Source organism: Stenotrophomonas sp. YJH_SMC_36 (assembly GCF_059369935.1).
The window spans coordinates 21,157-42,401 of the sequence record NZ_JCAFTD010000008.1 but is presented as its reverse complement, the minus strand read 5'-3'; the positions used below and the strand labels follow the sequence as shown (position 1 = coordinate 42,401).

Genomic DNA, 21,245 nt, shown 5'->3' with positions numbered 1-21,245 from the left:
CGGGTGGTAACGGCTGTGTAACACGGGCCGGAGGACCGGTCAATAATTTATTCTTGCTTTCGCGAGCGAAAGGAATAAATATTCCTTAAGGCATTCGAGGAGGGTGTGCTGCGCATGATTCTGGCTTCCCGCGAACCGCGCCGGCAGTGGCCGCGCCGGTTGACCCTGGCCCTGTGCCTGTTCGCCGCACCGGCCTTCGTGCAGGCTGCCGCGCCCGATCCGGGCGCGCCGCTGCCGTATGTGATCGGTCTGCACGAGGCTTACCTGACCCCGGACTACTGGGCCGCCCGGCTGGACGATGCCGATGCGCCGATCCTCGACCGCGCACAGATCCAGGCGCAGAACGCACGGATGCGCGCAGAGGATGTCCATATCCAGGACATCGCCGCCCTGCCCGCCCAGCTGGATGCGGCACAGGTACGCAGCAGCATCACGGCGCTGTCGAGCTGGCCCACGCGTACGCTCTATAACGCCAAGGGGCAGGCGATCGCACCGGCAGTGCGCAAGGCCATCGAAGCCAACCTCGGCCTGGATGCGATTCCCGCACAGGTGGCGCCCGACTACGGGCTGGTGGTGAAGCGTGCCGCACTGCGCACCTTCCCGACCCGCGAGCGGGTCTTCAGCACGGTGGGCGATACCGATATCGATCGCTTCCAGGAATCGGCGCTGTTCCCCGGTGACAAGGTCGCCGTGGTCCATCGCAGCACCGATGGCCGCTGGTTGTTCGTGCACAGCGAGCGTTACAGTGCATGGATCGAAACGGACGCCGTGGCCACCGGCGACAAGACCAGCGTGCTCGGCTATGGCAGCGCCGGCCCGTACCGCATCGTCACCGGCGCCACCGCGCACACCGTCTACACGCCGGAAGAGCCGCGCGTCTCGCGCCTGCAGCTGGACATGGGCGTGCGCCTGCCGGTGCTGGCCGACTGGCCTGCGGCCACGCCGGTCAACGGCCAGCAGGCTCACGCCTCATGGGTGGTGCAGCTGCCCGTGCGCGAGGCCGATGGACGACTGAAGCTGGTTCCGGCACTGCTGCCGCGCTCGCAGGACACGGTCGCCGATTACCTGCCGCTGACCCCTCGACGGCTGTTGCAGCAGGCGTTCAAGTTCCTGGGTGAGCGCTATGGCTGGGGCCATGACTACGATACCCGCGACTGCAGCGGCTTCGTTTCGGAAATCTACCGCAGCTTCGGCGTGCTGCTGCCGCGCAATACCAGCGCCCAGGCGATCAGCCCGGCACTGGATCGCCTGCCGTTCACCAGCAGGGATGGCAAGGCCGCGCGCGAACGTGCCGTCACCGGCCTGCAGGTCGGTGATCTGGTCTACATCCCCGGCCATGTGATGATGGCCATCGGCCACGTCGACGGCCGCACCTGGGTCATCCACGATACGGCCGGCGGCAGCTGGTTCGGCGCCGACGGCACGCGTGTGCAGGCCCATCTCAATGGTGTTTCGGTCACGCCGCTGGAGCCGATGATGGCCAGCGACACGGTCCGTTACATCGACCGCATCACCAACATCCAGCGCCTGCGGGCCAAGACCCCTGAATGAAGATCACCGCCATTGAACTGGGCATGCTGCGCGTGCCGCTGAAGACCCCCTTCAAGACCGCCCTGCGCACCGTGGAAACCGTGGAGGACGTGGTGGTGCTGGTCCGCACCGACAGCGGCCACACCGGGTACGGCGAGGCGCCGGCCACCGCCGTGATCACCGGTGATACGCATGGCTCGATCATCGAAGCGATCCGCCACTTCATCGCTCCACGCCTGATCGGGCAGGACGTTGCCAACCTCAACCGCCTGTGCGGGCTGGTGCAGACGTCGATGGAGCGCAATACCAGCGCCAAGGCCGCAGTGGAGATCGCCCTGTACGACCTGTGGGCGCAGCTGCATGGTGCGCCGCTGTACCAGATGCTCGGCGGCGGCGACCCGGTCATCACCACCGACATCACCATCAGCGTGGACTACATCGACAAGATGGTGGCCGATTCGCTGTCGGCGATCGAGCGTGGCTTCGAGTCGCTGAAGATCAAGGTCGGCAAGGACATCGGCCTGGACATCGAGCGGGTCAAGGCGATCCACGCGGCGGTTGAAGGCCGCGCCCTGCTGCGCCTGGACGCCAACCAGGGCTGGACCGCCAAGCAGGCGGTGCACGCGATGCGCACGCTGGAGGATGCCGGGGTGGTGCTGGAGCTGCTGGAGCAGCCGGTGAAGGCCGCCGACATCAGTGGCCTGAAGTACGTGACCGACCGGGTCAACACGCCCGTCATGGCCGATGAGAGTGTGTTCAGTCCCAGCCAGGTGATGGACCTGATCCAGCAGCGCGCGGCGGACATCATCAACATCAAGCTGATGAAGACCGGTGGCCTGTCCAATGCCATCCGCATCGCCGACATCGCCGGCATCTACGGCGTGCCGTGCATGATCGGCTGCATGATCGAATCGAGCATCAGCGTGGCCGCGGCCGTGCACCTGGCCGTGGCCAGGAGTGATGTGATCACCAAGGTCGACCTGGACGGCCCTTCGCTGGGCCAGTTCGATCCGGTCAGCGGCGGGGTCAACTTCAACGAGTCGGAGATCACCATCAGCGATGCGCCGGGGCTGGGAATCACCGAGGTGCGCGGGCTGGAGATGATCACGCCGCCGCGCTGGTAGGCCGCAGCACGGGCGCTACCGCCGACCGTTGATCCCGCTTACCCTTCCTGCAACCGGACCCACGCTGAGCCCCATGCCACCCCTGGTGAAAATCCGCTCCGAGCGCGGGCAGATGTCGGCCATCGAACGCCGCATCGCCGACTTCATCCTCGACAACGCGCACCTGCTGCGCGACTACTCGTCGCAGCAGCTGGCCAGCGCGCTGGGCATCAGCCAGTCCAGCGTGGTGAAGTTCAGCCAGAAGCTGGGCTTCAAGGGTTACCCGGACCTGAAGTACTCGATCGGCCAGGACGTGGCGCGCGCCGGCCACGATCCGCAGGCACGCCCGCCGTCGCCGAGCGCCGATGACTACGCCGACATCGCCGGGCGCCTGCGCCTGAGCCGGGCAGCCGCCGAGGAAGAGACCAGCCTGGCCAATGCGCAGGCTGATGTGGAGGCCATCGTGCGACTGCTCGACAGGGCGCCCAAAGTGTTCGTGTACGGCCTTGGCGATGACGGCCTGTACGCGCGCGAGTTCGCCATGCGCCTGTCGCTGCTGGGCATGCTGACCGTGCACCATGCCGATCCGATCCTGATGATGGCCAACCTGTCAGCGGCGCGGGCCGGTGATGCCATGCTGGTGTTCTCCGAGTTCGGCAAGCTGCCGCAGCTGTTCCAGCTGTCGCGGCAGTTCCAGGACGTGGGCGGGAAGGTGGTGTCGATCACCCGCCATACCGCCAACCCGCTGCGCGCACATGCCGACCAGTCACTGGTGGTCTGCGCCCATGACCCTGCACCGCACGTGGCGCAGCTGCTGTACCGTGCTTCACTGCAGTCCCTGCTCGACTTCGTCTTCGTGCTTTTGTGCCATGCCAACCCGGACCGCCACCGCCAGCTCGGGGTGAACCTGGAACGGATCGAACACCTGATCGACGCCTGATCGACCCCTGGTTCACTGGAGTCCACGATGCTGCCACTGCTGCGTACCGCCCTCGCTGTCACCGCTCTGGCCACCGCGCTGCCGGCCGGCGCGCTCACCCCGCTGCCGCCGATGGCGCGCAGTCTGCAGGCCATCGTGGTGGTCACCGACAGTTGGGATGCCACCCAGGGCCGGCTGCAGGCCTATGAGCGCAGGAGCAGCGACGACACGTGGCGCCCGCACGGCCCGGCCTTCACCGTGGCCGTGGGGCGTGAGGGCAGCGCGTGGGGCGTGGGCCGTGCGTCGCTGCACAACCAGGGGCCGCAGAAGACGGAAGGCGACGGGCGCAGTCCGGCCGGCGTCTTCGATATCGGCCCCGCGTTCGGCTACGCGCCGACGATCGCCAGCGCGATGCCGTATCTGCCGATGACGGCCAGCCACTACTGCATGGATGTACCCGCCTCGCGCTACTACAACCGCATCGTCGATGCGGCGGACGTAGGTACCGCCGCAGTGGAAGGCTCCACCGAACCGATGCGGCTGGACCTGCACAACAAGGGCGATGTTCGCTACCGCGAGGGCTTCGTGATCGAGCACAACAGCAGCCGCAGGCCGGGCAAGGGCAGTTGCATCTTCGCCCACCTCTGGCGCAAACCGGGCGAGGCCACGGCCGGCTGTACGGCAATGGAGCCGCGCCACATGACGGCCCTGCTGGCCTGGCTGAAGCCGGACACGCGCGCGGTCTTCGTCCTGCTGCCCAAGACGGAGTACGACAACCTGCAGGGGCCGTGGCAGCTGCCGGCCCTGACCGGAGCGTTGCGTTGAGCGCCCCGGACGAACCGCAGCTGCAGCGCGCGGTCAGCCGCTGGCAGATCGTCGGCCTGTCGATCAACGACGTAATCGGCAGCGGCATCTATCTGCTGCCGGCGGCCACCGTCGCCCTGCTGGGCCCCTTCAGCCTGTGGGGCGTGGTCGCCGCCGGCATCGTGGTGGCCCTGCTGGTGCTGTGCTACGCACAGGCCGCCAGTTACTTCGATGAACCCGGCGGCAGCTATCTGTATGCCCGCGAAGCCTTTGGCCGCTTCGCCGGCTTCGAGATCGGCTGGATGATCTGGCTGACCCGTATCAGCTCGGCCGCCGCACTCAGCAATGCGCTGGCCGATGCGGTCGCGCGCTTCTGGCCCTGGGCCGGGGCCGGCACGGGTCGCCTTGCCGTGATCGTGCTGTCGCTGGGTTTCCTGACCGGCGTGAACATCATCGGCGTGCGCTCGGCGGCTCGCACCGGCATCGTGCTGGTGATCGGCAAGATGCTGCCGCTGCTGCTGTTCGTGGCCATCGGCGCGTTCTACATCGATCCGCAGCTGGCGTTCTCCGGCCAGCGCCCGGACCCGCACGACCTGCAGCGCATGGGTGAGGCCGCATTGTTGCTGCTGTATGCCTACGCTGGTTTCGAGAACATCCCGGCGGCAGCCGGCGAGTACCGCAATCCCCGTCGCGACATTCCATTCGCGTTGATCACCATGATCATCACCGTCACCGTCATCTACGGCGCGGTGCAGGTGGTGGCGCAGGGCACCCTGGCCGGGCTTGCGTCGTCGCCGACACCGCTGGCCGATGCCGCAGCCGGATTCGGCGGTGAGGCACTGGCGTTGATCCTGACCGTCGGTGCGACCATCTCCATCCTCGGCACCAACAGCAATACGATGATGATGGGCCCGCGCTTCCTGTTCGCGCTTGCCCGCGATGGCTACGGGCCGAAGATCCTCGCGCAGGTCCATCCGCGCTTCCGCACACCGGCTGCCGCGATCTTCTGCCAGGGGCTGATCGCCCTCGGCCTGGCGCTGTCCGGTTCGTTCGTGCAGTTGGCGCTGCTGTCGATGACCACGCGACTGTTCGCCTACATCGGAACCGCGGCGGCCGTGCTGGTGCTGGCCAAGCGCTACGCCGACCGGCCGGGCGCACTGAAGCTGCCGGGCGGGCCGCTGATTCCGGTCCTGGCCCTGCTGCTCTGCCTGGCCCTGTTCGCCAGTGCCAGCTGGCAGAACATCGCCGCCGCACTGGTCGCCTTCGCCATCGGCGCAGTGATCTACAAACTGCCGCGCAAGGACGTAGGCGCCTGATGATCGGCAGCGACGGCGCAGGTGGAGGACACCTTCCCTTCACGCGAGCGGACCGGACTGTTAACCGCCATGGCGGCATGATCGAAGCTCATCCACCACGGAGCCCGATCGATGAGCCCCGAGTACCAGATCCCCGGCCGCGTGCCGGATGACAGCGCACCGCGCCAGGCCGTTTCCGACTTCTGGCGCGAGCGTTACACCGCTGAACCCTATTACGACAACCAGCTGTTCTTCGAGGACTACGAGCCGGCCTATCGCATCGGCCACGCTGCCCGTGCGCAGGACATGATCCGCGCGTACGAAGAGGTGGAAGCCGAACTCGAGTCACGCTGGGCGAACGAGCGCGGCAAGAGCCGGCTGGAGTGGGCGCAGGCCCGCAACGCCGTCCGCCGCGGCTGGGAAGAAGCGGTCAACCTCGACCAGCGCCTGGACCAGGGCGTACCGCGCGGCACCTGAGGGCACCCCGCGCTGCGGCCGGGCCATGCCCGGCTGTCCTTCGGCACTGCGGCAGAGCCGGGCATGGTCCCGGCTCTGCGCAATCCGGGGGTCAGTCGTGTTCCGGCAGCGGCGGCACGGCCTGACCGCGTGCATTGCCGCCGTTGGCGGCGATCAGGTCGCGGGTGTTCTTCTGCACCGCGACCGCGCCGAACAGCGCAAGTGCGAAGGCCATGGCGTAGAAGCCCTTCTCGCTCAACAGCAACGTGGCATTCCACAGGCCCACCAGCAACAGCAGCAGCGCCGACAGCAGGGCGAACCAGCACAGCGCGTAGTACAGGCCGCTGACCGGGATGCCCTCCACGCGGTCGCGCACGCTCTTCTGCAGCGATACCGCCGCGAACAGGCCATAAAGCAGCAACGCCAGGTAGTAGCCCTTCTCGTTCAGGGCCATTTCGGCGTTGAACAGGCCGATCAGATAAGCCACCGCGCCAAGCAGCAGCGCCACCCACGAAGCGGCGACGAAGGCGGGAGATGGCTTGTGGGTCGGAACAGTGTGCATTGCAGATCCTTGGCAGACAGACGGGCATGCATTGCCCGGGCGTGCCCACCCTAGACGATCCGCCCCACGTCGCACAGGGGGTAGCAGGACCTTCGGGCCACGACGGTCACACCCGCAGTGGTATACAAGGGAACGCTTGGCCATCCGCATCCCCGCCCTGGAGATTCCCATGACCCGCACGCCCCTGCTGCTTGCCCTCGGCCTGGCGCCGATTCTCGCCACCACGGCCTGCAACGCCGCCGATCCTGCATCCGCTACTGCCGGTACTGCCGCCACCGCTGCTGCACCCGCTGCGGCCGCAACCGACCAGCGACCGTTCACCGCCACGGAAGTCAGCCGTTTCGATCAACCGTGGGCAATGACCTTCCTGCCCGATGGCAGTCTGCTGGTCACCGAAAAGCGCGGCAAGCTGCAGCACCTGGACGTGGCCAGCGGCCAGAAGCATGAGATCACCGGCGTACCGAAGGTCGCCTATGGTGGCCAGGGCGGCTTCGGCGACGTCATCCTGCATCCGGACTTTGCCCGCAACCAGGTGATCTACCTCAGCTATGCCGAGGAAGGCACGCTGGATACCCGCGGCGCCGCGGTGGCCCGCGCCACGCTCGCCCTGGACGCCGACGGCGGTGGCCAGCTCAAGGATCTGAAGGTGATCTGGCGACAGACACCAAAGGTCAGCGGGCAGGGCCACTACGGCCATCGCCTGGTGTTCGGTCCGGACGGCAAGCTCTGGATCAGCTCCAGCGAACGGCAGAAGTTCGACCCCGCGCAGGACATGGGCGGCAACCTCGGCAAGATCATCCGCCTCAACGACGATGGCAGCCTGCCGGCGGACAATCCGTTCGCGTCACAGGGCGGCGTGGCTGCACAGGTGTGGTCGCTCGGCCATCGCAACATCCTGGGCATGGCCTTTGATGCCAACGGCAAGCTGTGGGCGCATGAGATGGGGCCGGCGGGCGGAGACGAACTGAACCTGATCGTGCGGGGCGCCAACTACGGCTACCCGGTGGTCTCCAACGGCGACCACTACGACGGCCGGCCGATTCCCGACCACGACACGCGCCCGGAGTTCGCCGCGCCGAAGGTGACCTGGACGCCGGTCATCTCGCCTGCGGGCTTCGTCATCTACAGCGGCACCCTGTTCCCGCAGTGGAAGGGCAGCGGCTTCATCGGCGGCCTGTCCTCCACATCACTGGTGCGCGTGGCCTTCGAGGGCGACAACGCGCGCGAGGCGGAACGCTTCAACATGGGTGAGCGCATCCGTGAAGTGGAACAGGGGCCCGATGGCGCGCTGTGGCTGCTTGAAGATGGCAGCAAGGCGCGCCTGCTCAAGCTCACGCCGAAGACCTGATCAGGTAACGCAGGGTGGCGGGCCAGTGCCCGTCACCCTGCACGCTCACTGGATGGTGACGACCTTCACTTCGGTCCGGGTGCAGGCCGCATCAAGGCACTGGCCGCTCAACCACACCTGGCCATCGCCGATCATCACGCCCTGCTGGTTGACGAACACCTTGCCGAAATCCTGTGCGGACACCGCCTTGACTACGGCCGGCGTGATGATCTTCTCGTAGCTGCGCTGGAATTCGCCCGGTCCGGCGATCGTCTTTCCGCCGCTGATGTTCAACGGGAAACGTATTTCCTCGACGACCGCCGCGCGATCACCGCCGACCACCGCCGTTCTGAAGGCAGTGAAGACCTTCTCGTACTGCGCCGCGTCACCGAGCAGTGTCTCGATGCGCGCGCGCGCATCTTCGGTCTGTTCGCTCGCGGGTGCCGCAGGTGCTGCCGGTGCTGCCTGCACGGGTTCGGCCGGCGGTGCGGCAGCGGGCGTTGCCTCCGGAGCCGTCGGCGGCGCCGGCTGTGCACAGGCTGCCAGCAGCAGCGCGGGGGCCAGGAAAGCACTCTTGCGCATGGTCGGGCTCCATCGGATCACGAACCCCGATGGTAGCGCCGGGTCCGGCCCGGCGTGTTTGCCATGGGTGACGACGCCGGGCATGGCCCGGCGCTACCGTTCCCGTTCAGCCCTTCAGCAGTTCGAACTGCACCGGCTCGCCAGCCGCTGACGAGGCGCACACCCACAACTCGAACAGGCCCGGCTCGGCACGCAGCACGCCATCGCGGCCGGTGAACGCCAACTGCTCGCGATGCAGGGTGAACACCACATCGGTGGATTCGCCCGGCTGCAGTGCGACCTTGCGGAAGTCCTTCAGCTCGCGCACCGGCCGCACGCGGCTGGCCACGCGGTCATGGATGTACAGCTGCACCACTTCCTCGCCAGCCACGGTACCGGTGTTGGTCAGCGTGGTGGTGATGGTCAGGGTGTCGTCCCAGCCCAGCTGTGCCGTGCTGAGCTGCGGCACGCCATAGGCGAAGGTGGTGTAGCCGATGCCATGGCCGAACGGATACAGCGGCTCGTTGGGAATCTCGCGCCAGCGGGCCTTGAACTCCGACATCGTCGGCAGTTCGGGGCGGCCGGTACGCGGATGGTTGTAGAAGTACGGCTGCTGGCCGGATACCTGCGGGAAGCTGACCGGCAGGCGGCCGGACGGGCTGTAGTCGCCGAACAGCACATCGGCCACCGCATGACCGGTCTGCGTGCCCAGGTACCAGGTGACCGCCACGGCCTGCGCATTGCGCACCGCGCCTTGCAGGGCCAGCGCGCGGCCATTGCGCAGCAGCACCACCAGCGGCTTGCCGGTCATCGCCACCGCCTCGGCCAGTGCCTGCTGCGCCGGCGGCAGGGTGATCTCCACGCGCGACTGCGCTTCGCCGCTGTAGCGCTGAGGCTCGCCCAGCGCCAACACCACCACGTCGGCACGCAGCGCAGCCGCCACGGCGGCTTCGGTGCCCCCCGGGATCGCGGTTTCCAGATCGCAACCGGGCACGATCTCCAGCAGCGACGCGTCACCGATGGCGGCACGCACACCGGTTTCCAGGTCCACATAACGCTGCTTGTCGCCGAACAGGGTCCAGCAGCCTTCGATGTTTTCGCGGTCCTGCACGAACGGGCCGATCAGCGCGATCTTCTGCCCGGTCTTCTGCAGCGGCAGCACGTTGTCACGGTTGTTCAGCAGCACGATCGAACGGCGCGCGGCATCGCGCGAGAGCTCATCATGTGCGGCGATGTGCGAGTCGTCCGCTTCGCGCGCCGGGTCCAGCGACCGGTAGGGGTCGTCGAACAGGCCGATGGTTTCCTTCAGCCACAGGATGCGGCGCACGCCCTCATCCAGCACCGCCATCGGCACCTCGCCGCTTTCCACCAGGCCTGGCAGGTGCTCGGCATAGAAGCCGCTCTGCATGCTCAGGTCCAGGCCTGCGGTGAAGGCCTTGGCGGTGGCGTCGCGGTCATCGGCGGCGTAGCCGTGCGCCACCAGTTCCATGTCGGCGGTGTAATCGGAGATCACCACACCCGGGAACTTCCACTCGCCACGCAGGATGTCGGTGAGCAGTTCTGCATTGGCGCTGGCCGGCACGCCGTTGATGTCGTTGAACGAGGACATCACCGTGATCGCACCGGCATCGAAGGCCGCCTTGAACGGCGGCAGGTGCACGTCGCGCAGGGTCTGCGGCGAGATGTCCACCATGTTGTATTCCATGCCGGCCATCACCGCGCCATAGGCGGCGAAATGCTTGGGCGTGGCCAGCAGCGAATCGGCGGCACGCAGGTCGCTGCCCTGGAAGCCGCGCACACGGGCGGCGGCGAAGGCACAGCCCAGCACCACGTCCTCGCCTGCGCCTTCGGCGCCACGGCCCCAGCGCTGGTCGCGGGCGATGTCCACGGCAGGCGCATAGGTCCAGTGCAGGCCGGCGGCGGTGGCCTCGACCGCAGTGGCGCGGGCGGTGCGCTCGGCCAGGTCCGGCTCGAAGCTGGCGGCCTCGCCCAGCGGGATCGGGAACACGGTGCGCATGCCGTGGATGACGTCGGCAGCGAGGATGACCGGGATGCCCAGCCGGCTCTCCTCGGTCGCGACCTGCTGGATGCGGCGGCCCAGTTCGGCGCCCACCCCGTTGAACAGCGAGCCGACCTTGCCCTCGCGCACCTGCTGCAGCACCTGGTCGGCATTGCGCACGTTGGCTTCCGGGTTCACGTCCGGGGCGAACGGGCGGACCATGTCCGCGAAAACACCCAGCTGGCCGACCTTTTCCTCGACGGTCATCTGGGCAATGAGGGATTCGATGCGTTCGGAGGCCACCGGCAGTCCTTGATGAAAACGTTTACAAGCCCGGCATTCTAGCGATCCCGGGCCATTTGGCGAGAGGTTTCGGCATTCAGTTTCATCCACCAGCGGGGTCCGTACGGTCCCGCGGGCGGCACGGCAGCTTACTCCGAGCGGGCCGACTGGCGCTGCCCGGCCATCAACATGGCGTCGCTGGACGCCTGGAACACCCTCAGGCCGAAGGCCGGCAGGATCGCCAGCAGATGGTCGAAAATGTCCGACTGCACGGCCTCGTACTCCGCCCAGGCGGTAGTGCGGGTGAAGCAGTACAGCTCCAGCGGCAGGCCCTCGGTGGTCGGTTGCAGCTGTCGCACCAGCAGGGTCATGTCGGTGTGGATACCCGGGTGGCTGCGCAGGTAGCGCTCCACATAGGCCCGGAACGTGCCCAGATTGGTCACCCGGCGGCTGTTCACGTCCGCCACGCCCTGTTCGCGCAGGCGCCCGTTCCACTGCCCCAGCTCCTGCTCCTTGTCGCGCAGGTAGTCGCGCAGCAGGGCGAACTCACCGAGGAAGGCCAGGTCGCCCTCGTCCAGGAAGCCGACGCTGTGCTGGTCCAGGTACAGCGCGCGCTTGATGCGACGGCCACCGGCCTCCTGCATGCCGCGCCAGTTCTTGAACGACTCGGTCACCAGCTTCTTGGTCGGGATGGTGGTGATGGTCTTGTCGAAGTTCTGCACGGTGATGGTGTGCAGGGCGATGTCGATGACGTCACCATCGGCGTTCTGGCTCGGCATCTCGATCCAGTCGCCGATGCGCACGCGGCCATCGCCACTGATCTGCACGCTGGCCACCAGCGAGAGGATGGTGTCCTGGAAGATCAGCATCAGCACGGCCGTGGCCGCACCCAGGCCGGTCACCAGCGGGCCCAGCGCCACGCCCAGCAGGGTGGAGATGATCGCCAGGCCGGCCGCCACGAAGATCACGATCTTGACCACCTGCAGGTAGCCCTTGATCGGCTTGTTGCGCGCATCCGGCTTGCGCTCGTACAGGCTGTTGGCCGCATCCAGCGCATGCGAGAAGGCCAGCGAGACGGTCAGCACCGCCCACACGATGCACAGCTTGACGATGACGCTGACCAGCCCCGGTGGCAGATCGGGAATGAGGGTGATGCCAGAGGCGATCACCTGGCTGGGCACCACGTTGGACAACCGCGAGATGACCCGCATCAGATGGCTGCCACGCCCGGATTCGGCACCGGGCAGGCGCTGCAGCAGACGGCGCAGGCCGCGCACCAGGATGCGCTTGGTCACCCAGTTGGCCAGGCCCGCCGCGAGCAGCAGGGCCGAAATCATCAACGCCAGGTAGGCGCCGGGATAGGGTTCCAGTGTGTTCTGCAGCCGCTCCATCCACTGTACCGCCACCACCGCATCCACCATCAGTCGTCTCCTGTTTCAGTCATTTCGCTTGAAGAAGTTGCCGGCCACCGGCCGACGCTGCTGTTTCAGCCGCGTTCGCGCTCGATGATCACGCCGACCGCGCGCGCGCCGCGCACCGCTCCCGGCTTGCTCAGCTTCAGCCGCAGCCAGCGCACATCGAACTCGTCGAGCACGATCTGCGCGCAACGTTCGGCCAGGGTCTCGACCAGGCCGAACTCCGATTCGCGCACGAACTGCTCCAGCCGCTTGCTGACCGCCTTGTAGTTGAGGGTATGGGCGATATCGTCGGTCGCTGCCGGGCGCCGGTTGTCGAAACCCATCTCCAGGTCGAACACCAGGTCCTGCCGGATCCGCCGTTCCCAATCGTAGATGCCGATCAGGGCGTCGATCGTCAGCCCCTCGATGAAAACCTTGTCCATTGCGGTTACCAGCGGGAAAACAGACGGTCATGGTAACGGCACGGAACCACCACTGCCTGAAACGACCGGATCCCTGCACGTCCGCCGCTACGGTCGCAGCCTGTGTGGATGGGTGCGCCGCGGGTCACACTGCGGGCAGCGTCGCCATGTCCCAGCGCGGGGTCACGTCAACCTTCGGCGGGTTGTGCTGCCCGGCCTGCAGGCGCAGGGCGCCGGCGAAAGCGATCATCGCGCCGTTGTCGGTGCACAGCGCCGGCCGCGGGAAGCAGGCACGCCCCCCGAGGCGTTCGGCCATCTGCTGCAGGCGGGCACGCAGCCGCGTATTGGCACCGACACCGCCGGCCACCACGATCACATTGGTGCCGGCTGCTTCCAGCGCGCGTTCGCACTTGATCGACAGGGTCTCCACCACCGCATCCTCGAAACCGCGCGCGATGTCGGCGCGGGTCTGGTCGCTCTGGTCGCTGTCACGCCAGGCCATCAGCACCTGGGTCTTCAGGCCGGAGAAGCTGAAATCCAGACCCGGGCGATCGGTCATCGGCCGCGCGAAACGGTAGACCCCCGGGGTGCCCTGTTCGGCCAGCCTGGCCAGCTGCGGGCCGCCGGGATAGGGCAGCCCCATCAGTTTGGCCGTCTTGTCGAAGGCTTCGCCGGCCGCATCGTCCAGGGTCTCGCCCAGCAGGCGGTAGCGGCCGATGGCATCGACCGCCACCAGCTGGGTGTGGCCACCGGACACCAGCAGGGCCACGAACGGGGCCTGCGGCGGATCGTCCTCCATCAAGGGCGCCAGCAGGTGCCCTTCCATGTGGTGCACGCCCACGGCCGGCACCTCCAGTGCCCAGGCCAGGGCACGGGCCACCCCGGCACCGACCAGCAGCGCACCGACCAGCCCGGGGCCAGCGGTATAAGCCACGCCATCGATGTCGTCCACGCCCAGGCCCGCCTCGGCCAGGGTCTGCCGGACCAGCGGCAGCAGCTTGCGCACGTGGTCACGGCTGGCCAGCTCGGGCACCACACCGCCGTACTCGGCGTGCAGGGCGATCTGGCTGTAGACCGCATGGGCGCGCAGGGCCGCGCTGCCGGTCAGGTCGGTGTCGTACACCGCCACGCCGGTCTCATCACAGGAAGATTCGATGCCAAGGACTCGCATGCCTGCTATTATGACGCCCCTGCCGCCCCCTCGGGGTGACGTGCAGATCCCACTGCATCCGTATTGCTGGCCCGCATTCAGGCTTGCGTGCTTGCAGTTTGTTGATTCGCCGCTATAATGTGCGGCTCGCCGGGCGTGACCCGGTTCTACTGTGTCCCGGAGATTCCATGCCCAGCGTCAAAGTCCGCGAGAACGAGCCCTTCGAGTTTGCTCTTCGCCGCTTCAAGCGCACTTGCGAAAAGGCCGGTGTGCTGGCCGAAACCCGCAAGCGCGAGTTCTACGAAAAGCCGACCCAGGAGCGCAAGCGCAAGGCCGCCGCTGCTGTGAAGCGTCAGCTGCGCCGCTCGTCGCGCGACGTCACCAAGCGTCAGCGCCTGTACTGATCGGACGCATCTTCATTGCGGCGGGTTCGTCCTTCCGCGGTGAAGCCGAAGCCGGCACGCGCGAGCGTCGCCGGCTTTTTGCGTTTCCGGGCCCGGGCAACCGCCCTGCCCCACTACCACCACGAGGTCTCCCATGAGCATGAAGCAGCAGCTCACCGATGACATGAAGGCCGCCATGAAGGCGGGCGAGAAGGACAAGCTGGGCGTGATCCGCCTGATCAACGCCGCGATCAAGCAGAAGGAAGTGGACGAGCGTATCGAGCTCGACGACACCGCCGTGATCGCCGTGCTGGACAAGATGGTCAAGCAGCGCAAGGACTCGGTCAGCCAGTACGAAGCGGCCAACCGTGAAGATCTGGCCGCGATCGAGCGTGCCGAGATCGTGGTCATCGAGGCCTACCTGCCCGCCAAGATGGGTGAGGCCGAGATCGCCGCCGCCATCCAGGCCGCCATTGCCGAAACCGGTGCCACCGGCCCGGCCGACATGGGCAAGCTGATGGGGGCGCTGAAGCCGAGGCTCGCCGGTCAGGCCGACATGGGCGTGGTGTCCAGGCTGGTCAAGCAGGCCCTGGCTGGCTGATCCGCCACCGCCCCTGCCGGACACGACAAGGCCCGCTTCACGCGGGCCTTGTCATTGCTGCAGCGGCCAGGCCAGCGCTTACACCTGGCGGCAGTTGCGCAGGGTCATGGAACTGCCCTCCACCGCGCTGACCTCGCCTTCCAGCTTGGCCCAGTCGCGCTCGCGCAGCATGGCGAAGTTGGCCGCCTGGTCCGGAGCGAATTCGCAACGGATGGTGTAGTTGTTGTTGTTGAAGGTGTCATTCTGGCGGATCCGCAACAGGCCACGGGTCGGCGTCACCAGGTAGTTGATCGATCCGACCTCACCCGGACGGCTGGAGTAGCTGTTCGAGTTGACCGTGTAGATCTGGCCGTCGATCCGGTAGCGGCGACCGATGTACTTGGCATACACCGGCAGGAAGGTGGCCGAACGGTCGCCCAGGTCTTCCTTGTTGGTGGTGGTGCCCAGCAGCAGGTCCTTGAAGCTGCCCGCAGCGTTGTAGGCCGCCATCGTATCGCGCACCTCCTTGCCCATCTTCTTGGACAGGTCCGGCGCGGTCACGTCCTCCGCCACGGAAGTCGGATACTGCGCGCGCGCGGCGGCGGCCAGCGCGTCCCCCTGGCTGCCCCCCTTGAGCTTGTCGAGCATGTCGCACATCGACTTGCGGGCATCCTCCTGGGCGATGGTCTGGCCGCGGGCCAGCTTGGTGGCCAGGGTGACCCGGCCGCTGCGGTCGGCGGTGCCGATCAGCACCAGCGGCGTGCGCAGGCCCTTGGTCTGGATCAGGTACTGGTTGCCGGTATCGCCTTCCACCAGCTGGCCGCCCACCTCGAACTGGTCATCGGCACCGATCTTGCGAAGCTGGTCCAGTGCACTCTGCACCTTCAGACCGGGCACCGTCAGGTCGGCCATGTACATCGCGCCATTGCGCGGATCCCCTACCGTCTTGAAGGCCTTTTCGCAGGCCGTGGACGCCGCAGCGGCCGAACCGCTCGCCGCCAGCAGCAACACCATCGTGGTGCAGACCATCCCTTTCATAACGCGTCCTTTTGCAGAGAAGTTGGATTGTCGTGGCCCCGCACACCGGCAGTGGGCCCGGATACCGTGGCGGCAGCCCCAGCGCGCCCTCGGTCCGGGCAGAAGGATAACGCGGACTTCGCTGCATTCTGCGACCGCGCTGCCACTTCACCTGCCGCAACGCCGGCATCTGCTAGAAAAGGAAGCCCGTACCGCTCCAGCCGACGCCGTAGATGCCGCATCCCCGCACCTTCCTGCCCATCGTCCGATCGCGCCTGGAGAAGCTGCAGGACAGCTTCCCGATGGCCGTGGCCAAACGCTTCGTCGAAATCGACGTCCTGACCCAGGCCGCATCGGTTTCGTTCTATTCCCTGCTGTCGATGGCGCCGTTGCTGGTGCTGCTGCTGTGGTTGACCGCCTCGCTGTACCCGCCCGCGCAGCAGGCGCTGATCAGCCAGATCGGCTCGGTGGCCGGCAGCAGCGTGGCCAGCGTGGCCGATACCGTGCTGCACAACGCCAACAGCCAGCCGAGCATGGGCTCGCTGGCCGGGTTGTGGAGCACCCTGCTGCTGTTCGTCGGCGCCACCGCCGTGTTCGCACAGCTGCAGAACGCACTCAACCGCATCTTCCATACCAGCGGCCAGCGCCTGGAAGGCGTCCAGGCCTGGCTGCGCAAGCGCGTGTTCTCCTTCGGCGTGGTGCTGGCGCTGGGCTTCCTGCTGATCCTGTCGATGACCGCCACCACTGCCCTGCAGGTGGTATTCGCGCAGCTGCCATCGGTGTTGCCGGCCATCGGTTACGTGACCACGCTGCTGCTGTACACGCTGGCCTTCGCCTTCCTCTACCACTATCTGCCCGACCGTCGCGTGGCCTGGCGCCAGGCCTTCATCGGCGGGGCCATCACCTCGCTCCTGTTCGCCCTGGGGCGCTACGGCATCGGCGTCTACATCGCCACCGTGGCGCCCGGCAGCGCCTACGGTTCGATGGGCGCCCTGGTGATCGCGCTGGTCTGGATCTACTACGCTACCGCGGTGTTCTTCGTCGGCGCCCTGATGACCGCGGTGATCGACGAGCGCCTGAGTGCCCGGGCACAGCGGGCGGCCGCCAGCGCCGGCGGCAGCAGCGAACAACAGGCCGGCCCGACCATCGCCAGCGAGTAAACTAGGGGGACCTGCCGCCCCTGCTGCGCGCCCCGGCGGCCGCGCCCTGCCCTGCTGCCCATGGCCCGTATCCCCGACGCTTTCATCGACGACCTGCTGGCCCGCACCGACATCGTCGAGGTGGTGGGCAGCCGTGTGCCGTTGAAGCGACAGGGCAAGGAGTACGCGGCACGCTGCCCGTTCCATGACGAGCGCTCGGCCTCGTTCACCGTCTCGCCGACCAAGCAGTTCTATCACTGCTTCGGCTGCGGTGCGCACGGCACCGCAATCAGCTTCCTGATGAACTACGACCGCCTCGAGTTCCTCGACGCGGTGGATGAGCTGGCCAAGCGCGCCGGCATGGACGTGCCACGCAGCGAGAACCCGCGCAGCGCCCAGCAGCAGGACGACAGCCGCGAACTCTATTCGGCACTGGATGCAGCGGCGCGCTTCTTCCAGAAGAACCTGGAGGGCAGCGACAAGGCCCGCGCCTACCTTGACGGCCGTGGCGTGGACGAACAGAACCGCGCCCGCTTCCAGATCGGCTATGCGCCCGACGGCTACAGCGGCCTGCGCGATGCGCTGGGCAAGGACGAGCGGCGGATGAAGCTGCTCGACCGTGCCGGCCTGTTCTCCAAGAACGACCGGGGGCACGTCTACGACAAGTTCCGCGACCGGGTGATGTTCCCGATCTTCGACCGCCGTGGACGGGTGATCGCCTTCGGTGGCCGGGTGTTCGAGAAGGACGACGGTCCCAAGTACCTCAATTCGCCCGAAACCGCGCTGTTCCACAAGGGCCGCGAACTGTACGGCCTGTGGCAGGTGCGCCAGGCGAACCAGAAGATCGAGCGGCTGATCGTGGTCGAGGGTTACATGGACGTGGTCTCGCTGTTCCAGTTCGGCGTCACCCAGGCGGTGGCGACGCTGGGCACCGCGACCACGCCCGACCATGCCGAGCTGCTGTTCCGAAACGCACCGGACGTGTTCTTCTGCTTCGATGGCGATGCCGCCGGCCGCCGCGCCGGCTGGAAGGCACTGGAGTCGGTGCTGCCGCGCATGAAGGACGGCCGCCAGGCCTTCTTCCTGTTCCTGCCCGACGGCGAGGACCCGGACACCATCGTGCGCAAGGAAGGCGCTGAGGCCTTCAACGAACGCCTGAAGCAGGCCACGCCGCTATCGCAGTTCTTCTTCGACGAGCTGACCCGCGAGATCAACATGGGCACGCTGGACGGCCGGGCACGCCTGGCCGAGCGGGCCAGGCCGATGCTGGCGCAGATTCCCGATGGCGCGTTCGGTGACCTGATGAAGCAGCAGCTGGCGCAGCTGACCGGGCTCGGTGCGGCCACGCAGAATACCCGCACGGCGATGCCGCAGCGCCCTCCGGCACGGTCGATCCAGCCGGTGGCCAAGCGCAGCCTGGTGCGGGGTGCGATCGCCGTGCTGCTGCAGCAGCCGTCGCTGGCGCTGACCCTGGGCGGCAAGCATCACTTCCAGGGCCTGCGCCTGCCGGGTGTGGAGCTGCTGCTGGAGCTGCTGGCGCTGGTCGAACAGCGTCCCGATATCAGCACCGGCGCGCTGCTGGAACATTTCGACGGGCGTGAGGAGCAGGCCTCGCTGCACACGCTGGCCGCCCAGACCCTGCCCGGCAGCGAAGCGATCTGGACCCAGGAACTGCACGACGCCGTGGCCCAGTTGGAGAAACAACTGTTGCAGCAACGTCTGGAAGAGCTGTTGGCAAAGCAGCGGCAGCAGGGACTGGACGATACTGACAAGTACGAACTGCGCGAGCTGCTCAAGGCCCGCGCCAGCCTGGGCCGGTAGCGGCGGAACGTTTCAACGGAGAGGACCATGCTGCTGCGCCTGACCTGCCTGCTGTTGCTGTCCCTCTGCCTGCCGCTGGCGGCCTTGGCCGCAGATGCCCCGCTCAATGAAGTCCGCCCCGGCCTGTATGCCGGCGGCCAGCCCAGTGCCGCACACCTGCGCGAACTGGCTGCGCAAGGCGTACGCACCGTGATCGACCTGCGCCAGCCCGACGAGGACCGTGGTTTCGATGAAACCCGCGCGGCCGAATCGCTGGGCCTGCGCTATGTGCGCATCCCGGTGGCCGGCGCCGAGGGCCTGGATGCGGCCAATGTGCGCGCCGTGCACCAGGCCCTGCAGCAGAGCCAGGGGCCGGTGCTGCTGCACTGCGCGTCCGGCAACCGCGCCGGTGCTGTGCTCGGCCTGGTCAATGCACGCTACGAACATGCCAGCCCGGAACAGGCCCTTCAGCTGGGCCAGCGCGCCGGCCTGAAGTCGCTGGAAGCGGCCACCCGCCAGCGTCTGGCCACACCGGTCACCTCGCCCTGAACCCTCCACACCAAGGAGTCTGCCCCCCATGACCCGCTGGTGGTCGCGCCTGCGACCGGACAACTTCACCCTGGCCCTGCTGTGCACGGTCGGCCTGGCGTCGCTGCTGCCGATGAAGGGCGCCGCCGCCATCGTCCTGGACGATGTCACCACGGTCGCCATCGCCGCGCTGTTCTTCCTGCACGGGGCGCGCCTGCCGCGCGAATCGATCATCGGCGGCATGCTGCACTGGCGCCTGCATCTGACCATCCTCGCCTGCACCTTCCTGCTGTTCCCGATGCTGGGCCTGATGTTCAAGCCGCTGTCGGGCTGGCTGTTGACCCCGGAGCTGTACCTGGGCGTGCTGTTCCTGTGCACCCTGCCCTCCACCGTACAGTCGTCCATCGCCTTCACCTCGATGGCGCGCGGCAATGTGCCGGCGGCCATCTGCAGCGCATCGCTGTCGAGCATCCTCGGTGTGTTCCTCACGCCGCTGCTGTTGACCGCGCTGGCCGGCACCTCCGGCGGTGTGCATGACCCGCTGCATGCGATCGGCGGCATCATGCTGCAGCTGCTGGTGCCGTTCGTGGCCGGCCACCTGCTGCGCCCGTGGATCGCCGGCTGGGTCGAGAAGCAGCGCGCGCTGCTGCGCTACACCGACCAGGCCACCATCCTGCTGGTCGTGTATTCGGCGTTCGGCGAAGCCGTCACCGAAGGGCTCTGGAGCAAGACCCCTGTGCTGTCGCTGCTGGCAGTGGCCGTGGTAGCTGCCGTCCTGCTCGGTATCGCCATGCCGCTGATCACCTTCATCGCCCGTCGCCTGCACTTCAACCGCGAGGACGAGATCGCCATCGTGTTCTGCGGCTCCAAGAAGAGCCTGGCCACTGGCGTGCCGATCGCCAAGGTGCTGTTCGCCGGGGGCAGCCTCGGTGCCATCGTGCTGCCGGTGATGATCTACCACCAGATCCAGCTGATCGTCTGCGGTGTGATCGCGCAGCGGTATGCGCGGCGCAAGTCCTGATTGGGCGCGCGGGATGTTGTGGGAAAACCATCCACGCATGGCGTGGATCTACTGATCCACCAGCGTGCCAACGCTCAGCTGCGGCATCCACACCCACAGGTCGTATTCGCGGCTGGCATGGGTGTTGACCTCCGGCTCACGGGCTGGCCATTCGAGCAGGGCCAACGCCTTGCAGCGGTCCATGCATCCCCAGAAGTGGCCGCGCAACGCTTCCAGCCGCACGCTGTAGACATCCAGGTCGCGCAGTGCCGATGCCATCGGCTGGGTCTGCATTTCCGGCGGAGCGTCGGCCGGGCGCTGCAGCATGGCGTGGACATTACCGGTCAGCACGACCATGCGTGCGCCATCGGGCAGGCGCCGGTACAGGCGCCGCAGTTCGGCGGCCATGCGGTCATCGCGGGCCTGGCTGCTGCCGTCACTATGGTTGACGTCGTAGCCGACCACCTCGATCGCGCGGCCCTGCGCCTTCAGCACACGCAGGCCTTCGATCATCGCCAGCATGTCGCGGCTGCGGCGACCATCATGCTGGTCGTCGCGCACGGTCCAGAACGCGCGGCCGTGCAGGTGCTGGCGCACCGCGGCCCCGCCATCGGAAGCCAGGTAATCGCGTAGCGTGGGGTTCTCGGCGCGCGGCAGTTCCAGCGCCAGCAGGACCGGGCCGTTGCGGCTGTAGTCGTCCACCAGTTGGCGCACCAGCACCGGCGTCTCACGCGTGCCATGGAATTCGCCCAGTACCAGCAGGCGGTGATCACCGGCGTACTGGCGGATCTGCGCGACGGTGTCGTCGGCATGCGCACTGAGGGCCATGCCCAGCGCCAGCAGCAGCGCTGTGGTCCAGCGGAAAATCGAATGCATCCCTGCTCGCTCCTTTCCTTGGGGTCAGGAACAGCAATGGCGACGCCGCTGGAAGAGATCAAGTGTAGAGCCGAGCCCACGCTCGGCTGCTCTTCCAACCACCCCTCAGCCGAGC

At 67.3% G+C, this 21,245-nt stretch carries 21 protein-coding genes; 13 read left to right on the top strand and 8 right to left on the bottom strand.

What is annotated here, in order from left to right; genetic code table 11:
- The first annotated feature begins 114 nt into the window (after positions 1-114).
- The 6 genes from AC5P76_RS15790 (at position 115) to AC5P76_RS15765 (ending at position 6,128) form a co-directional block, all read left to right on the top strand.
- A complete protein-coding gene (locus tag AC5P76_RS15790; protein WP_253119771.1) occupies positions 115-1,551 on the top strand; it encodes an SH3 domain-containing protein in 1,437 nt (478 codons plus the stop codon).
- Positions 1,548-2,654 (top strand): dipeptide epimerase, encoded by a 1,107-nt coding sequence (locus AC5P76_RS15785; RefSeq protein WP_065182564.1) that lies wholly within the window; start codon positions 1,548-1,550, stop codon positions 2,652-2,654. Before AC5P76_RS15790 ends, AC5P76_RS15785 begins: the two co-directional genes overlap by 4 nt.
- Before the next feature lie 73 nt (positions 2,655-2,727).
- A complete protein-coding gene (locus AC5P76_RS15780) occupies positions 2,728-3,573 on the top strand; it encodes a MurR/RpiR family transcriptional regulator (protein WP_065175430.1) in 846 nt (281 codons plus the stop codon).
- Positions 3,574-3,600: 27 nt separating this feature from the next.
- Positions 3,601-4,377: a L,D-transpeptidase family protein gene (locus AC5P76_RS15775; protein ID WP_128988080.1), complete on the top strand. Its 777-nt coding sequence runs from the start codon at positions 3,601-3,603 to the stop codon at positions 4,375-4,377.
- Positions 4,374-5,672 (top strand): APC family permease, encoded by a 1,299-nt coding sequence (locus tag AC5P76_RS15770; RefSeq protein WP_065175432.1) that lies wholly within the window; start codon positions 4,374-4,376, stop codon positions 5,670-5,672. Before AC5P76_RS15775 ends, AC5P76_RS15770 begins: the two co-directional genes overlap by 4 nt.
- Positions 5,673-5,783: 111 nt before the next feature.
- Entirely contained in the window at positions 5,784-6,128 is a 345-nt protein-coding gene (locus tag AC5P76_RS15765) for a hypothetical protein (RefSeq protein ID WP_253119768.1), read from the top strand.
- Between the two features lie 91 nt (positions 6,129-6,219).
- Here the strand turns inward: AC5P76_RS15765 and yiaA are convergent, their stop codons facing one another.
- Positions 6,220-6,669 (bottom strand): inner membrane protein YiaA, encoded by a 450-nt coding sequence (yiaA, locus tag AC5P76_RS15760; protein ID WP_053519474.1) that lies wholly within the window; start codon positions 6,667-6,669, stop codon positions 6,220-6,222.
- Between the two features lie 169 nt (positions 6,670-6,838).
- Here yiaA and AC5P76_RS15755 point away from each other — a divergent pair, with 169 nt between their 5' ends.
- Positions 6,839-8,017: a PQQ-dependent sugar dehydrogenase gene (locus AC5P76_RS15755; RefSeq protein WP_111186640.1), complete on the top strand. Its 1,179-nt coding sequence runs from the start codon at positions 6,839-6,841 to the stop codon at positions 8,015-8,017.
- Positions 8,018-8,062: 45 nt separating this feature from the next.
- Here the strand turns inward: AC5P76_RS15755 and AC5P76_RS15750 are convergent, their stop codons facing one another.
- The 5 genes from AC5P76_RS15750 to tsaD form a co-directional block, all read right to left on the bottom strand.
- Positions 8,063-8,578: a hypothetical protein gene (locus AC5P76_RS15750; protein WP_253119765.1), complete on the bottom strand. Its 516-nt coding sequence runs from the start codon at positions 8,576-8,578 to the stop codon at positions 8,063-8,065.
- A gap of 106 nt (positions 8,579-8,684) precedes the next feature.
- Complete coding sequence (locus AC5P76_RS15745; RefSeq protein WP_065175435.1) at positions 8,685-10,859, bottom strand: glycoside hydrolase family 3 N-terminal domain-containing protein; 2,175 nt, start codon at positions 10,857-10,859, stop codon at positions 8,685-8,687.
- Positions 10,860-10,987: 128 nt separating this feature from the next.
- Complete coding sequence (locus AC5P76_RS15740; RefSeq protein ID WP_065175436.1) at positions 10,988-12,259, bottom strand: mechanosensitive ion channel family protein; 1,272 nt, start codon at positions 12,257-12,259, stop codon at positions 10,988-10,990.
- 65 nt (positions 12,260-12,324) lie between these two features.
- A complete protein-coding gene (folB, locus tag AC5P76_RS15735; protein ID WP_053519479.1) occupies positions 12,325-12,678 on the bottom strand; it encodes a dihydroneopterin aldolase in 354 nt (117 codons plus the stop codon).
- Positions 12,679-12,802: 124 nt separating this feature from the next.
- Positions 12,803-13,828, bottom strand: coding sequence for a tRNA (adenosine(37)-N6)-threonylcarbamoyltransferase complex transferase subunit TsaD (gene tsaD, locus AC5P76_RS15730; RefSeq protein ID WP_180875832.1), 1,026 nt, complete (start codon positions 13,826-13,828; stop codon positions 12,803-12,805).
- Positions 13,829-13,995: 167 nt separating this feature from the next.
- Between tsaD and rpsU the strand changes: the two genes are divergently transcribed.
- Positions 13,996-14,211, top strand: coding sequence for a 30S ribosomal protein S21 (gene rpsU, locus AC5P76_RS15725; protein ID WP_002808376.1), 216 nt, complete (start codon positions 13,996-13,998; stop codon positions 14,209-14,211).
- A 133-nt stretch (positions 14,212-14,344) separates the two neighbouring features.
- On the top strand, positions 14,345-14,791 hold the full coding sequence (locus AC5P76_RS15720; protein WP_053519481.1) for a GatB/YqeY domain-containing protein: 447 nt from the start codon (positions 14,345-14,347) through the stop codon (positions 14,789-14,791).
- Positions 14,792-14,869: 78 nt separating this feature from the next.
- Here AC5P76_RS15720 and AC5P76_RS15715 read toward each other — a convergent pair whose 3' ends face one another.
- Complete coding sequence (locus tag AC5P76_RS15715; RefSeq protein ID WP_227255453.1) at positions 14,870-15,808, bottom strand: hypothetical protein; 939 nt, start codon at positions 15,806-15,808, stop codon at positions 14,870-14,872.
- 212 nt (positions 15,809-16,020) lie between these two features.
- Here AC5P76_RS15715 and AC5P76_RS15710 point away from each other — a divergent pair, with 212 nt between their 5' ends.
- The 4 genes from AC5P76_RS15710 to AC5P76_RS15695 are packed head-to-tail and all read left to right on the top strand — an operon-like array spanning position 16,021 to position 20,275.
- A complete protein-coding gene (locus AC5P76_RS15710; protein ID WP_053519482.1) occupies positions 16,021-16,947 on the top strand; it encodes a YihY/virulence factor BrkB family protein in 927 nt (308 codons plus the stop codon).
- Positions 16,948-17,007: 60 nt separating this feature from the next.
- Complete coding sequence (dnaG, locus tag AC5P76_RS15705; protein WP_053519483.1) at positions 17,008-18,747, top strand: DNA primase; 1,740 nt, start codon at positions 17,008-17,010, stop codon at positions 18,745-18,747.
- 27 nt (positions 18,748-18,774) lie between these two features.
- Positions 18,775-19,275: a protein tyrosine phosphatase family protein gene (locus tag AC5P76_RS15700; RefSeq protein WP_065182568.1), complete on the top strand. Its 501-nt coding sequence runs from the start codon at positions 18,775-18,777 to the stop codon at positions 19,273-19,275.
- Between the two features lie 28 nt (positions 19,276-19,303).
- A complete protein-coding gene (locus AC5P76_RS15695; protein ID WP_253119763.1) occupies positions 19,304-20,275 on the top strand; it encodes a bile acid:sodium symporter family protein in 972 nt (323 codons plus the stop codon).
- A gap of 48 nt (positions 20,276-20,323) precedes the next feature.
- Here the strand turns inward: AC5P76_RS15695 and AC5P76_RS15690 are convergent, their stop codons facing one another.
- Entirely contained in the window at positions 20,324-21,130 is an 807-nt protein-coding gene (locus AC5P76_RS15690; protein ID WP_253119761.1) for a TraB/GumN family protein, read from the bottom strand.
- Between the last annotated feature and the right edge of the window lie 115 nt (positions 21,131-21,245).

Bases quoted from the DNA above. Each gene is read 5' to 3' on its own strand.
- AC5P76_RS15790 (WP_253119771.1), top strand. From the start codon at position 115: ATGATTCTGGCTTCCCGCGAACCGCGCCGGCAGTGGCCGCGCCGGTTG.
- AC5P76_RS15785 (WP_065182564.1), top strand. From the start codon at position 1,548: ATGAAGATCACCGCCATTGAACTGGGCATGCTGCGCGTGCCGCTGAAG.
- AC5P76_RS15780 (WP_065175430.1), top strand. From the start codon at position 2,728: ATGCCACCCCTGGTGAAAATCCGCTCCGAGCGCGGGCAGATGTCGGCC.
- AC5P76_RS15775 (WP_128988080.1), top strand. From the start codon at position 3,601: ATGCTGCCACTGCTGCGTACCGCCCTCGCTGTCACCGCTCTGGCCACC.
- AC5P76_RS15765 (WP_253119768.1), top strand. From the start codon at position 5,784: ATGAGCCCCGAGTACCAGATCCCCGGCCGCGTGCCGGATGACAGCGCA.
- yiaA (WP_053519474.1), bottom strand. From the start codon at position 6,669: ATGCACACTGTTCCGACCCACAAGCCATCTCCCGCCTTCGTCGCCGCT.
- AC5P76_RS15755 (WP_111186640.1), top strand. From the start codon at position 6,839: ATGACCCGCACGCCCCTGCTGCTTGCCCTCGGCCTGGCGCCGATTCTC.
- AC5P76_RS15750 (WP_253119765.1), bottom strand. From the start codon at position 8,578: ATGCGCAAGAGTGCTTTCCTGGCCCCCGCGCTGCTGCTGGCAGCCTGT.
- AC5P76_RS15740 (WP_065175436.1), bottom strand. From the start codon at position 12,259: ATGGTGGATGCGGTGGTGGCGGTACAGTGGATGGAGCGGCTGCAGAAC.
- folB (WP_053519479.1), bottom strand. From the start codon at position 12,678: ATGGACAAGGTTTTCATCGAGGGGCTGACGATCGACGCCCTGATCGGC.
- tsaD (WP_180875832.1), bottom strand. From the start codon at position 13,828: ATGCGAGTCCTTGGCATCGAATCTTCCTGTGATGAGACCGGCGTGGCG.
- rpsU (WP_002808376.1), top strand. From the start codon at position 13,996: ATGCCCAGCGTCAAAGTCCGCGAGAACGAGCCCTTCGAGTTTGCTCTT.
- AC5P76_RS15720 (WP_053519481.1), top strand. From the start codon at position 14,345: ATGAGCATGAAGCAGCAGCTCACCGATGACATGAAGGCCGCCATGAAG.
- AC5P76_RS15715 (WP_227255453.1), bottom strand. From the start codon at position 15,808: ATGAAAGGGATGGTCTGCACCACGATGGTGTTGCTGCTGGCGGCGAGC.
- AC5P76_RS15710 (WP_053519482.1), top strand. From the start codon at position 16,021: ATGCCGCATCCCCGCACCTTCCTGCCCATCGTCCGATCGCGCCTGGAG.
- dnaG (WP_053519483.1), top strand. From the start codon at position 17,008: ATGGCCCGTATCCCCGACGCTTTCATCGACGACCTGCTGGCCCGCACC.
- AC5P76_RS15700 (WP_065182568.1), top strand. From the start codon at position 18,775: ATGCTGCTGCGCCTGACCTGCCTGCTGTTGCTGTCCCTCTGCCTGCCG.
- AC5P76_RS15695 (WP_253119763.1), top strand. From the start codon at position 19,304: ATGACCCGCTGGTGGTCGCGCCTGCGACCGGACAACTTCACCCTGGCC.
- AC5P76_RS15690 (WP_253119761.1), bottom strand. From the start codon at position 21,130: ATGCATTCGATTTTCCGCTGGACCACAGCGCTGCTGCTGGCGCTGGGC.